The following is a 12,702-nucleotide window of genomic DNA, read 5'->3' as shown; positions in this document are numbered from 1 at the left end:
TTATACGGTGAAGCGCAGCTGTTAATGAACCATTAAATGCCGTTATGGCTCATCCGGGCCAAGGGAATAAACCGGGTAACCATTCTCACGCCATTCCGTCAGCAGCTGTTGCTGCGTGGCGGACGGCACTTCGCCACACCAGACCAGCAGGGTCTGGCCGTCGAAAAACTCAGGTCTGAGCTGCGCCAGCGAGTGCGCCAGGACATCCACGCGCCAGCCCTTCTGGGTGGCAATCCACGCTTCCAGCCACAGGCGGGTGGTATCGTGCACGTTCCAGCCCACCACCAGGGCATCTTTGCCGGCTTTGTTCTTCGCCGAGGCAAGGCAGACGGCAATGTAGTTGATCAGCACCCCGTCGAGCATGCTGAGCAGCGCCTGCAGGGTAGACTGTTGGCACTGCAGGCGTCGACGAAGCGGAATGAAAAGATGGGAGATCAGCGTCTGTGCCGGGTAATCGCGGCCCTGCTCTTTTATCCATGCGCGCAGGCGCTGCAGGTTGCCCGCCTGCAGGAGCCGCAGCAGGGTTTCCTGTTGTTCGCGCCAGAGATGCTGCGTATCCGGGTCGTCGTGGCTCAGAAGGGACTTCACTTTGCCGACCTGCACGCCGTTGTCGATCCAGCTCTTAATCTCGCGGATGCGGTCGATATCGGCCTCATTGAAAAGGCGATGACCACCGTCCGTTCTCTGCGGTTTGAGTAATCCATACCGTCGCTGCCACGCCCGTAGGGTAACGGGATTGATATCACAAAGGAGTGCCACTTCACCTATCGTGTAAAGCGCCATATTCGCCCCCTGGCTTACGCGTCCCCAGCTTAACTGTAGACCCACTTTTCCGAACCAGGAAGGATTGATTGATTTTTGAACAAACAATGCGAAGCATGCGCGATATTCAGAAAAAGGTGTGATAACGGACACGATTTTGCGCTTTTATGGGATGCTTCAAAGAAAGTTAAACCGCATCCGTGTATGTTACGCGTTTTTAGCGTGTGCGGTTTTGAGTATGTACGAGTTTAATCTGGTGCTGCTGTTGCTTCAGCAGATGTGCGTGTTTCTTGTCATTGCCTGGCTGATGAGTAAAACGCGCCTGTTTATTCCGCTGATGCAGGTCACCGTACGTCTGCCGCATAAGCTGCTCTGCTACGTCACCTTCTCTATTTTCTGCATCATGGGGACTTATTTTGGTCTCCATATCGAAGACTCTATTGCCAACACGCGCGCGATTGGCGCGGTGATGGGGGGGCTGCTGGGCGGTCCCGTCGTCGGTGGCCTTGTCGGTTTAACCGGGGGGCTGCATCGCTATTCCATGGGCGGGATGACGGCCCTGAGCTGTATGATCTCCACGATTGTGGAAGGTCTGCTTGGCGGCCTGGTTCACAGCTACATGATTAAACGCGGCCGCCCGGATAAAGTCTTCAGCCCGCTCACCGCCGGAGCCATCACCTTTGTGGCCGAAATGGCGCAGATGGCGATCATCCTGCTGATTGCCCGTCCGTTTGAGGATGCGCTGCACCTGGTCAGCAGCATTGCTGCTCCGATGATGGTGACCAATACCGTGGGCGCGGCGCTGTTTATGCGCATTCTGCTCGACAAGCGCGCCATGTTTGAGAAGTACACCTCGGCCTTTTCCGCCACGGCGCTGAAGGTTGCCGCCTCGACCGAAGGGATCCTGCGCCAGGGCTTTAACGAAGAGAACAGCATGAAGGTGGCGCAGGTGCTCTACAAGGAGCTGGATATCGGCGCGGTGGCCATCACCGACCGCGAGCGGTTGCTGGCCTTTACCGGCACCGGTGACGATCACCATCTGCCGGGCAAACCGATCTCCTCAGCCTACACGCTGCGCGCCATTGAAACCGGCGAGGTGGTGTATGCCGACGGTAACGAAGTGCCTTACCGCTGTTCGCTGCATCCGCAGTGCAAGCTGGGCTCCACGCTGGTGATTCCGCTGCGCGGCGAGAATCAGCGGGTGATGGGCACCATCAAGCTGTATGAGGCGAAAAACCGTCTGTTCAGCTCGATCAACCGCACGCTGGGGGAGGGGATCGCCCAGCTGCTGTCCGCGCAAATCCTCGCCGGACAGTATGAGCGGCAGAAAGCCCTGCTGACGCAGTCTGAGATTAAACTGCTGCATGCCCAGGTCAATCCGCATTTCCTGTTCAACGCCCTCAATACGCTTAAAGCGGTGATCCGCCGCGACAGCGATCAAGCTGCCCAACTGGTGCAGTTTCTGTCGACCTTTTTCCGTAAAAATCTGAAACGTCCGTCTGAGATCGTCACCCTCGCCGATGAGATTGAGCACGTGAATGCCTATCTGCAGATTGAACAGGCGCGTTTCCAGTCTCGTCTGCAGGTGTCGCTCTCCGTACCGGATGAGCTGGCGTATCAGCATCTTCCGGCCTTTACCCTGCAGCCGATTGTGGAAAACGCCATCAAACACGGTACGTCACAGCTGCTGGGAACGGGGGAGATAACCATTGCCGCCAGCCGTTTCAACCATCACCTGGTGCTGGATATTGAAGATAATGCCGGGCTTTACCAGCCTTCCGCCTCCGGCGGTTTAGGGATGAGCCTGGTGGATAAACGCCTGCGCGCCCATTTTGGCGATGACTGTGGCATTACCGTCGCCTGCGAGCCCGACCGATTTACCCGTATTACCGTACGACTGCCGCTGGAGGAAAACGCATGTTAAGAGTGCTGATTGTGGATGACGAGCCGCTGGCACGGGAAAACCTGCGCGTTCTGCTGCAGGAGCAGCCGGATATTGAGACTGTGGGGGAATGCGCGAACGCCATTGAGGCCATCGGCGCGGTGCACAAACTGCGTCCGGACGTGCTGTTCCTCGATATTCAGATGCCCCGCATCAGCGGGCTGGAGATGGTCGGCATGCTCGATCCGGAACATCGTCCCTACATCGTCTTTCTGACGGCGTTTGATGAATATGCCGTTAAGGCTTTTGAGGAGCACGCGTTTGACTATCTGCTCAAGCCGATTGAAGAGAAGCGTCTTGAAAAAACGCTCACCCGTTTACGCCAGGAGCGCACGGTCCAGGACGTCACGCTGCTGCCGGAAAACCAGCAGCCGCTGAAGTTTATCCCCTGCACCGGGCACAGCCGGATTTATCTTCTGCAGATGGATGATGTGGCCTTTGTCAGCAGCCGTCTGAGCGGGGTGTTTGTCACCAGCGCGGAAGGGAACGAAGGGTTTACCGAGCTGACCCTGCGCACGCTGGAGAGCCGCACGCCGCTGATTCGCTGTCACCGTCAGTACCTGGTGAATATGGCGCATCTGAAGGAGATCCGCCTGGAAGATAACGGCCAGGCCGAGCTGGTGCTGCGTGCCGGACAAACGGTACCCGTCAGCCGTCGCTACCTGAAGAGTTTGAAAGAGGCGATTGGGCTGTAAAGCTGGTACACTGCGCGCCATTGCATCATCGACATTCGAAGGCTCTATGCTAAGTAACGATATTCTTCGTAGCCTGCGCTACACCCTGAAAGCGAACAATAACGACATGGTGCGCATTCTTGCGCTGTCCGATATGGAATCCACGTCTGCGAGTTTTGACACGTGGATGACCAAAGAAGACGAAGAGGGCTTTGTCCGCTGCCCTGACATCATTCTGTCGGGTTTCCTGAACGGCCTGATTTACGATAAGCGTGGCAAAGATCCGGCCGCACCAGAGCTGGCGCTGGAGCGTCGCGTGAACAACAACACGGTGCTGAAAAAGCTGCGTATCGCGTTCTCGCTGAAAACGGACGATATCGTGGCGATCATGACCGAGCAAAAATTCCGCGTATCCGTGCCGGAAGTGACCGCTATGATGCGCGCACCGGATCATAAAAACTACCGCGAGTGCGGCGACCAGTTTCTGCGTAATTTCCTGCGCGGGCTGACCCACCGGGTGCATCACCCGAAGGCGTGATGTTTAGCCGGGTGGCGGCTTCGCCTTACCCGGCCTACAAAACCCGTAGGCCCGTGCAAGCGTAGCGCCGCCGGGCAAAAAAAAGCCGGAGATAATCTCCGGCTTTTTTGTTATTTCACCTGCTGACCCGGCTTCGCGCCTTCGTCAGGGCTTAACAGGAAGATATCTTTCCCGCCAGGGCCTGCAGCCATCACCATCCCCTCAGAGATGCCGAAGCGCATTTTACGCGGCGCCAGGTTGGCGACCATCACGGTCTGACGGCCGATCAGCACCTGCGGGTCCGGGTAGGCTGAACGGATGCCGGAGAAGACGTTACGCTTCTCGCCGCCCAGATCCAGCGTCAGGCGCAGCAGCTTGTCAGAGCCTTCCACGAACTCCGCGTTTTCAATCAGCGCCACGCGCAGGTCGACTTTGGCGAAATCATCGAAGGTAATGGTTTCCTGAATCGGGTCGTCTGCCAGCGGGCCGGTGACCGGTGCCGCTGCTGCCTTCACCTCTTCTTTAGAGGCTTCCACCAGGGCTTCAACCTGCTTCATCTCGATGCGGTTGTACAGCGCTTTGAAGGTGTTGACCTTGTGGCCGAGCAGCGGCTGCTGGATAGCATCCCAGGTCAGTTCCGTGTTCAGGAACGCTTCAGCACGGGCTGCCAGCTGTGGCAGAACCGGCTTCAGCCAGGTCATCAGCACGCGGAACATGTTCAGACCCATGGTGCAGATCGCCTGCAGGTCGGCGTCACGGCCTTCCTGTTTCGCGACCACCCACGGGGCCTGCTCGTCCACATAGCGGTTGGCAACATCGGCCAGCGCCATGATTTCGCGGATCGCTTTGCCGAATTCACGGCTTTCCCAGGCTTCGCCAACCGCAGCGGCGGCATCGGTGAAGGTTTTATACAGCGCCGGATCGGCCAGTTCGGCAGAAAGCACGCCGTCAAAACGCTTGGCGATGAAGCCCGCGTTACGTGACGCCAGGTTCACCACCTTGTTGACGATGTCCGCATTCACGCGCTGCACGAAATCTTCCAGGTTCAGGTCGATATCGTCGATGCGGGAAGAGAGCTTCGCGGTGTAGTAGTAGCGCAGGCTGTCCGCGTCGAAGTGGTTCAGCCAGGTGCTGGCCTTGATGAACGTCCCGCGGGACTTGGACATCTTGGCACCGTTCACCGTCACGTAGCCGTGAACAAACAGGTTGGTTGGCTTGCGGAAGTTGCTGCCTTCCAGCATGGCCGGCCAGAACAGGCTGTGGAAGTAAACGATGTCTTTACCGATGAAGTGGTACAGCTCGGCAGTGGAATCTTTCTTCCAGTATTCGTCGAAGCTTACGGTATCGCCACGCTTGTCGCACAGGTTCTTAAAGGAGCCCATGTAGCCGATTGGCGCGTCCAGCCAGACGTAGAAGTATTTGCCCGGTGCGTTCGGGATTTCGAAGCCGAAGTACGGCGCATCGCGGGAGATATCCCACTGCTGCAGGCCAGATTCGAACCACTCCTGCATTTTGTTTGCCACCTGCTCCTGCAACGCGCCACTGCGGGTCCACGCCTGCAGCATTTCGCTGAAGGACGGCAGATCGAAGAAGAAGTGCTCGGAGTCACGCATCTCAGGCGTGGCACCGGAAACCACGGATTTTGGCTCGATAAGCTCGGTCGGGCTGTAGGTTGCGCCGCACACTTCGCAGTTATCGCCGTACTGATCCGGGGATTTACATTTCGGACAGGTGCCTTTGACGAAGCGATCCGGCAGGAACATGCCTTTTTCCGGATCGTACAGCTGAGAGATGGTGCGGTTTTTAATAAAACCGTTCTCTTTCAAACGGGTGTAGATCAGCTCCGACAGCTCGCGGTTTTCGTCGCTGTGCGTGGAGTGATAGTTGTCATAGCTGATGTCAAAGCCAGCAAAATCGGTCTGATGCTCCTGACTCATTTCGGCAATCATCTGCTCCGGGGAGATCCCCAGTTGCTGCGCTTTCAGCATGATCGGCGTGCCGTGGGCATCGTCCGCACAGATGAAGTTAACCTCGTGGCCGCGCATTCGCTGGTAACGGACCCAGACATCAGCCTGGATATGCTCCAGCATGTGGCCGAGGTGGATTGAGCCGTTGGCGTACGGCAGTGCGCACGTTACCAGAATTTTCTTCGCGACTTGAGTCATAGTAGGCATTACTTCTTTTAACTGTGAAAAGGGTTTTTGATATTACCAAAAGGGGCATTATTAAGTAAGCACAAACCACGGCCTTTCAGGTAAACTTGTTCATCTAAGGTCTTATTCACAAGAACAAAGGAGTCGGGATGAGTTCTCAATCCCAGGCCAAATCACCGGAAGCCTTACGAGCAATGGTCGCCGGGACGCTGGCTAACTTTCAGCATCCAACCCTGAAGCATAATCTCACTACGCTGAAAGCGTTACACCACGTTGCCTGGCTGGATGATACGCTGCACATTGAGCTGCAGATGCCGTTCGTCTGGACCAGCGCCTTTGACGCGCTGAAAGAGCAGACCAGCTCTGAGCTGCTGCGCATGACCGGCGCGAAGGCGATCGACTGGAAGCTGAGCCACAGCATTGCCACGCTGAAACGCGTGAAAAACCAGCCTGGCGTGAACGGCGTGAAAAACATCATTGCCGTCAGCTCGGGCAAGGGCGGGGTGGGGAAATCCTCTACCGCCGTAAACCTGGCGCTGGCGCTGGCAGCGGAAGGGGCAAAGGTCGGTATTCTGGATGCCGACATCTACGGTCCGTCTATTCCAAATATGTTAGGTGCGGAAAACCAGCGTCCAACCTCACCGGACGGCACCCACATGGCACCGATCATGGCGCACGGTCTGGCGACCAACTCTATCGGTTACCTGGTGACTGACGATAACGCCATGGTCTGGCGCGGCCCGATGGCCAGCAAAGCGCTGCTGCAGATGCTGCAGGAGACGATGTGGCCGGATCTGGATTATCTGGTTCTGGACATGCCGCCGGGCACCGGTGATATACAGCTCACGCTGGCGCAAAACATTCCGGTGACGGGAGCCGTTGTGGTGACCACGCCGCAGGATATCGCGCTGATCGACGCCAAAAAAGGCATCGTAATGTTCGAGAAGGTGGAAGTGCCGGTGCTCGGTATCGTGGAGAACATGAGCATGCACATCTGCAGCAACTGCGGTCACCACGAACCTATCTTCGGTACGGGGGGCGCAGAAAAACTGGCCGCGAAGTATCACACCCAACTGCTGGGACAGATGCCGCTGCACATTACCCTGCGCGAAGATCTGGATAGCGGCAAGCCGACGGTGGTCAGCCGTCCGGACAGCGAATTTGCAGAGATGTATCGTCAGCTGGCCGGTCGCGTTGCGGCGCAGCTTTACTGGCAGGGCGAAGTGATCCCGGGCGAAATCGCGTTCCGCGCGGTGTAACGCCTTCGCGTTGAATTGCCGGGTGGCGCTTCGCTTACCCGGCCTACAACTGCCACTATCACGTAGGTCGGGTAAGGCGAAGCCGCCACCCGACTTTAACCCAACCGATAGTGCATCAAATAATACTCTCCCTCCGGAGACTCCCCCGTCGCCTCAATGTGCCAGCCGTGCCGCTGGTAAAACGCGACAGCCCGCGCATTCTTCACCAGACACTTAAGCGAACCCGTACTGGTAAACGTCTTCTGCACCTGTTCCAGGAGCATTTTCCCGACGCCGTGGCTTTGATACTGCGGGTCAACAAAGAGGTTGTGCAGAAAATTATCGTTCGTCCAGACGGAGGCAAAACCCAGTCGATGGCCGTTCTGCGTGGCAACCCAAATCACTTCGTCACGAGTGGCCGCGTCAAAGTCTTCAAGCTGCCAGTCTGAACTGTCCAGCCATGGCCAGGCTTCACGCCGGGCGTGGAGAAAGAGCGTGCGCAGGAAAGGGCGATCGCTTTCCTGCCAGGGGCGGATCAGGATGGTATTAGCGGTGATAGAAAATATCTCCATTATAGGCTTTGTAGATTTTGCCATCCGCATCGCCAATCAGCACGTAATTCTCGCCCATGTAGGTCCAGTGGGTTCCGGCATCCGGCGCCGGCAGGTTACGCAGCTGGTACTGTTTGATGGTGTACTCCGGCGTTTGATACTGCGCCGGCGCCGTGTCGCCAATCTTGAATTTCGTGAAGTCAGCGATGAACTCTTGTTCTTCATAGGCCTTGATGCCGGAGGGTGCAGCGGCCGTTTGCGGGGCAGAGAATGCAGATCCCGCCAGAGACAGTAATACACCCAGAAGCAGCAGTTTACGCTTAGCCATTTTTTCTCCAGTGATATCGTTACAGATACTTTTCGTCTGCGGGTCGTGCAAAGCGAAGCAGACACTCCATTTTAAGTATCAACGCAGGGTATGTTTGAAAAAAATGTAACAAAAGTGGACGGTTTTGTGTAGCCCAATTGCATGATGTTTATCAGTGTCGGGAATATTGCCAGTGTCTTATATTTTTAATATTTATCATTTCATTTATTAATTCTGAAAATAACTTTTCATATCAAAGTTAGAAAGCGATGCGAATGCTTTCCGCCTGAAGAGCATTTAATATCGCCTTCGAGTGCAGCGTGCTTACCTCCATTTTTTAACAAGACCAGGCAAAGGCTCTGCTTTTTAGAAAGCGGGTGGAGTGCGTTTTATAATGCCAGCAATTTCACTCCAGGAAAGAGTAATCTATTAAATTTCATGATGTTAGCTAAAGTCTTTTTACAGGCTTGACGATAAACGCAACGTTGAAAAGAAATATTTATATTAATGAAAAGTACAACTGCATTTTCGCTCTTATTTCTGAGTATGAGTCAGTTAACGGGGTGTATGTTTTCACCAGGCCAGGACTTAACTGTGTCCGGGAAGAACGTTATTTCGCAGGAAGAGGCAAATTATCAGCTCGAAAAGCGCGTGGAAATATTTCCCCTGACGCCGGAACTGATTGAAAAACTGCGTCCGCCCGTGTCGAAATCTCAGGCAAATCCTAATCTGGATGAGCAGATCAAACGCTGGGAATACCGTATTGGTACGGGTGACATCCTGACGGTCACCGTCTGGGATCACCCTGAATTAACGACGCCGGCAGGACAATATCGTAGCGCGAGCGATGCCGGCAACTGGGTTAACGCCGACGGCACGCTCTTTTATCCCTATGTCGGTAAACTGCGGGTAGCAGGAAAAACGGTTTCACAGGTACGCGACGAGATTACGGCTCGACTGGATAACGTTATTGAGAGCCCGCAGGTGGACGTCAGCGTTGCCGCCTTCCGTTCACAAAAAGCCTACGTCACCGGTGAGGTGGAAAAATCAGGGCAACAACCGATAACCAATATTCCGTTGACGGTGATGGACGCGGTTAACGCTGCGGGTGGGCTCTCGGCGGATGCCGACTGGCGTAACATCGTGCTCACACATAATGGACAGGACGCGCACCTTTCCCTCTATGCCCTGATGCAGCATGGCGATTTGACCCAAAATAAGCTGCTTTATCCTGGCGATATCTTGTTTGTCCCCCGGAACGACGCGCTGAAGGTATTCGTGATGGGTGAAGTGATTAAACAGAGCACGCTTAAGATGGATCGTAGCGGCATGACGCTGGCCGAGGCCCTGGGGAATGCCGGGGGGCTTAACCAAAATATGGCCGATGCAACCGGCATTTTTGTTATTCGGCAGGTATCGAAAAAAGGCGACACCAACAAAATCGCCAATATCTATCAGTTGAATGCGGAAGATGCGTCAGCCATGGTGCTGGGCACGGAATTTCAGCTTGAGCCGTATGACATTGTCTACGTCACCACGGCACCGCTATCACGCTGGAATCGCGTGATCTCCCAGCTGGTACCCACCATCAGTGGCGTACATGACCTGACCGAAACCGTTCGTAACATCAGAGCGTGGCCGCAGTAATGTTCCCTTCAATCTTAGTGGTCTGCACCGGCAATATGTGCCGCTCACCGATTGGTGAGCGGCCATTTTCGGGCAATCAGGAAAAGCCCGTCAGGAATGGGCCTGCCGTTTAAGTTAACAAGGAATGAAGCCGTAATGTCGTCTTCTCAATCAGACAAATATCGTGCTGCGACGCCGCAGAATAACGAAATGGATCTTATTCAGCTGCTTGCTGAGATGTTCGATCACCGGGTAACGATCGCGTGTGTGACACTTCTGTTTACGGTGTGTGCGGGGATCTACGCATTGAGCGCTACGCCAGTTTATCAGGCTGATGCCCTGGTGCAGGTCGAAGCGAAGCAGGGCAACGCGCTGCTCAAGAACCTGACGTCGTTCAGGCCCGATCTTTCACCCGATGTCGCCCCAGAACTTTTACTCCTCAAGTCACGGATGGTCCTCGGCGAGACCGTTGATCAATTAGGGCTGACCTACGAGGTTAGCCAGCGCATGTTCCCCGTTATCGGGGCGCTTTGGCAGCACGTGCAGGGCCGCAAACCGGCGGAAATCACGATTGGCTCGCTGAATATTCCCCTTGTGGAAGGTGAGCCACAAACGCTTTTACTCACCGTTCAGGAGCAGGGGCGATATCATCTTGAGGGGAAAACGCTTGAGGCAGAGGGCGTTGTCGGGAAAGCGCTGGTTAAAGAGGGCGTATCGCTTCTTGTGACATCCCTCAGTGCGGTACCGGGAACGCAATTTACCCTCAACACCGTGACCAGGCTTGACGCGATCAACGCCCTTCAGAGCAGACTTACGATTGCCGAGTCGGCGAAACAGAGCGGTATGATCGCCTTAACGCTAACGGGCGACGATCCCGACAAGACCGCCACGATACTTAATTCGATTGCTGAACATTTTCTCAGCCAGAACATTGCGCGCCAGGAGGCTAAAGATTCCCGCAGCCTCGCGTTCTTACAGGATCAGTTACCTAAAATCAGTCTCGAACTGAATGAAGCCGAGGCACGACTGAATGCTTACCGAGAGCAGCGCGATTCGGTCGATTTATCTCTTGAGGCAAAGTCGGTGCTTGATCAGGTGGTTAACGTGGAAAATCAGCTTAACGAGCTTATATTTCGCGAAGCAGAAGTCTCTCAGCTGTTCAAAAAAGATCATCCGACCTACCGTGCTTTACGGGAGAAGAAACAAACCCTTGAACGGGAGCGCGCACGCCTGAATAGCCGCGTGTCATCCATGCCTTCCACGCAGCAGGAAATATTACGTCTGAGTCGTGACGTTGAATCCGGGCGTACCGTATACATGCAGTTGCTGACACGTCAGCAAGAGCTGAGCATCTCGCGCTCCAGCGCGATCGGGAACGTGCGGATCATTGACCCGGCCATGACGCAGCCAGCTCCGGTTGAACCGCGCAAAGCACTCATTATCGTGTTTGGTATGCTGATGGGGTTGATACTTTCTGCCGGAACGGTTTTAGTGCGTTCAGCCTTTAAGCGGGGCATTACGTCGTCAGAACAACTGGATGAGCTCGGAATGCCGCTGCTGGTGACGCTTCCGCGCTCGGCATGGTTATGGAAAAAAACGCACCTGCGCAGGAGAAACCTGTTTACTTCCCACTGGAAGCACAAGATAGCCAACGTGCCTTTTCTGCCCATCGATCGTCCGGCTGATTCGTTTGTCGAGGCGATACGCGGGCTGCGCACCAGTTTGCATTTTACCATGATGGATACCACAAACCGGATTGTCGTGGTGTCTGGCCCCACGCAGGACTGCGGAAAGACGCTGGTCAGTTCTTCGCTGGCGTCGATTCTGGCGCAGGCCGGACAGCGGGTGCTGTTTATTGATGCGGATATGCGCAAGGGTTATGTCCACAACGTGTTCAGGCTGAATAATCAGCGGGGGTTGTCCAGCGTGCTCGACGGAACGGTCGAGTGGCAGGAGGCGGTTCAACGCTTCGAAAAAGGCGGTTTTGATGTACTGACCTGCGGACCTCAACCTGCCCATCCCGTCGATCTGCTCATGAGTGAATGCCTTCAGGGGATAATGTCGCAGATTGAAAAGCGATATGACATGGTGATTATCGACACTCCGCCTGTGCTTGCCGTCACGGATGCTTTGCTGATAGCCAGAGCCGCCGCCACCACGCTGCTGGTCGCCCGCTTTGGTAAAACAAGCGTTAAAGAGATCGAGACCAGCCTTAAGCGTATGGAACGGATGGGCGTGCAGGTGAGTGGCACGATCCTCAATGACATAGTGAAATCTGCCGCGCTCTATTACAACTCGGGGTACAGCTATTACGATTACGGCTATAGCCCGGAGTAACCCTGGCGCGACACTTCTTTACAGCGTGATGGCGTATTGCCCGTTAAGATGACCTCCATTAAAACATGAGGTCACAATGGATAACCGCAAAATCAATCGACTGCGCCGCTGGGCGCGGGAAGGGATAATACTCGTTCTGCTGACGCTGGCCGTGGTGTGGGGTGTGGATCAATACCGAAAACCGACACTCCCCGCCAGTTTTAGTGCAACGCCGATGACGAGTATCGACGGCAACGTTCACGATATTGCGGCGCTCAGCCAGGATCGTCCGCTGCTGATCTACGTCTGGGCGACCTGGTGCAGCATTTGCCGCTACACGACGCCTGCGGTTAATCAACTGGCAGAAGAGGGCGGGAACGTGGTGAGTATCGCCATGCGTTCCGGTGACAACGCAAAGCTTGAGCGCTGGGTTGATAAGAAACAGCTGAAAATGCCGGTCATTAACGATGCAAACGGTGCTTTGTCGCAGCAGTGGCAGGTGAGCGTCACGCCAACGCTGGTGGTTGTGTCGAAGGGAAACGTGGTCAGTACCACAACGGGCTGGACGAGCTACTGGGGATTAAAATTAAGGATGTGGTGGGCAGGCGAATAAAAA

At 55.2% G+C, this 12,702-nt stretch carries 12 protein-coding genes; 8 read left to right on the top strand and 4 right to left on the bottom strand.

Features of this window, described 5'->3' with window-relative positions; genetic code table 11:
* Window positions 1-42: 42 nt before the first annotated feature.
* Window positions 43-783 carry an HTH-type transcriptional regulator MlrA gene (gene mlrA / locus ACMGGQ_RS13640; protein WP_048224086.1) on the bottom strand — a complete coding sequence of 247 codons (741 nt, stop codon included), beginning with the start codon at window positions 781-783 and terminating at the stop codon, window positions 43-45.
* A 217-nt stretch (window positions 784-1,000) separates the two neighbouring features.
* Between mlrA and ACMGGQ_RS13635 the strand changes: the two genes are divergently transcribed.
* From ACMGGQ_RS13635 to ACMGGQ_RS13625, 3 genes are read left to right on the top strand one after another with little or no spacing between them, the layout of a single operon-like run.
* Complete coding sequence (locus ACMGGQ_RS13635) at window positions 1,001-2,686, top strand: sensor histidine kinase (RefSeq protein WP_024908145.1); 1,686 nt, start codon at window positions 1,001-1,003, stop codon at window positions 2,684-2,686.
* Window positions 2,680-3,399 (top strand): two-component system response regulator BtsR, encoded by a 720-nt coding sequence (gene btsR / locus ACMGGQ_RS13630; protein ID WP_420290173.1) that lies wholly within the window; start codon window positions 2,680-2,682, stop codon window positions 3,397-3,399. Before ACMGGQ_RS13635 ends, btsR begins: the two co-directional genes overlap by 7 nt.
* Window positions 3,400-3,445: 46 nt before the next feature.
* Window positions 3,446-3,916, top strand: a complete 471-nt coding sequence (locus ACMGGQ_RS13625; RefSeq protein ID WP_008500891.1) for a DUF1456 family protein — start codon at window positions 3,446-3,448, stop codon at window positions 3,914-3,916.
* A gap of 110 nt (window positions 3,917-4,026) precedes the next feature.
* On the opposite strand, the gene metG is transcribed toward ACMGGQ_RS13625, so the two are convergent.
* Complete coding sequence (gene metG, locus ACMGGQ_RS13620; RefSeq protein WP_420290172.1) at window positions 4,027-6,060, bottom strand: methionine--tRNA ligase; 2,034 nt, start codon at window positions 6,058-6,060, stop codon at window positions 4,027-4,029.
* A 137-nt stretch (window positions 6,061-6,197) separates the two neighbouring features.
* Here metG and apbC point away from each other — a divergent pair, with 137 nt between their 5' ends.
* The gene (apbC, locus tag ACMGGQ_RS13615; RefSeq protein WP_045908656.1) at window positions 6,198-7,307 is read left to right on the top strand and encodes an iron-sulfur cluster carrier protein ApbC; all 1,110 of its coding nucleotides are present in this window, start codon (window positions 6,198-6,200) and stop codon (window positions 7,305-7,307) included.
* Window positions 7,308-7,402: 95 nt separating this feature from the next.
* Here apbC and ACMGGQ_RS13610 read toward each other — a convergent pair whose 3' ends face one another.
* Window positions 7,403-7,882 (bottom strand): GNAT family N-acetyltransferase, encoded by a 480-nt coding sequence (locus tag ACMGGQ_RS13610; protein WP_048028256.1) that lies wholly within the window; start codon window positions 7,880-7,882, stop codon window positions 7,403-7,405.
* Window positions 7,833-8,165, bottom strand: a complete 333-nt coding sequence (locus ACMGGQ_RS13605) for an RcnB family protein (protein WP_008500887.1) — start codon at window positions 8,163-8,165, stop codon at window positions 7,833-7,835. Before ACMGGQ_RS13605 ends, ACMGGQ_RS13610 begins: the two co-directional genes overlap by 50 nt.
* Before the next feature lie 486 nt (window positions 8,166-8,651).
* Here ACMGGQ_RS13605 and ACMGGQ_RS13600 point away from each other — a divergent pair, with 486 nt between their 5' ends.
* The 4 genes from ACMGGQ_RS13600 to ACMGGQ_RS13585 all read left to right on the top strand — a co-directional run bounded on the left by ACMGGQ_RS13600 (window position 8,652) and on the right by ACMGGQ_RS13585 (window position 12,699).
* A complete protein-coding gene (locus ACMGGQ_RS13600) occupies window positions 8,652-9,791 on the top strand; it encodes a polysaccharide export protein (protein WP_420290171.1) in 1,140 nt (379 codons plus the stop codon).
* Window positions 9,791-9,904 carry a hypothetical protein gene (locus ACMGGQ_RS13595; protein ID WP_205246186.1) on the top strand — a complete coding sequence of 38 codons (114 nt, stop codon included), beginning with the start codon at window positions 9,791-9,793 and terminating at the stop codon, window positions 9,902-9,904. The genes ACMGGQ_RS13600 and ACMGGQ_RS13595 overlap by 1 nt, the downstream gene beginning before the upstream one ends.
* 22 nt (window positions 9,905-9,926) lie before the next feature.
* Window positions 9,927-12,107 carry a polysaccharide biosynthesis tyrosine autokinase gene (locus ACMGGQ_RS13590; protein ID WP_420290170.1) on the top strand — a complete coding sequence of 727 codons (2,181 nt, stop codon included), beginning with the start codon at window positions 9,927-9,929 and terminating at the stop codon, window positions 12,105-12,107.
* Window positions 12,108-12,183: 76 nt separating this feature from the next.
* Window positions 12,184-12,699 carry a protein disulfide oxidoreductase gene (locus ACMGGQ_RS13585; RefSeq protein WP_420290169.1) on the top strand — a complete coding sequence of 172 codons (516 nt, stop codon included), beginning with the start codon at window positions 12,184-12,186 and terminating at the stop codon, window positions 12,697-12,699.
* The last annotated feature ends 3 nt before the right edge of the window (window positions 12,700-12,702 follow it).

It is taken from the genome of Enterobacter sp. BNK-13, assembly GCF_048685015.1.
GTDB lineage: Bacteria > Pseudomonadota > Gammaproteobacteria > Enterobacterales > Enterobacteriaceae > Enterobacter > Enterobacter quasiroggenkampii.
Note: the sequence above shows the minus strand (reverse complement) of the source record. Positions and strands in the feature narration are given on the sequence as shown.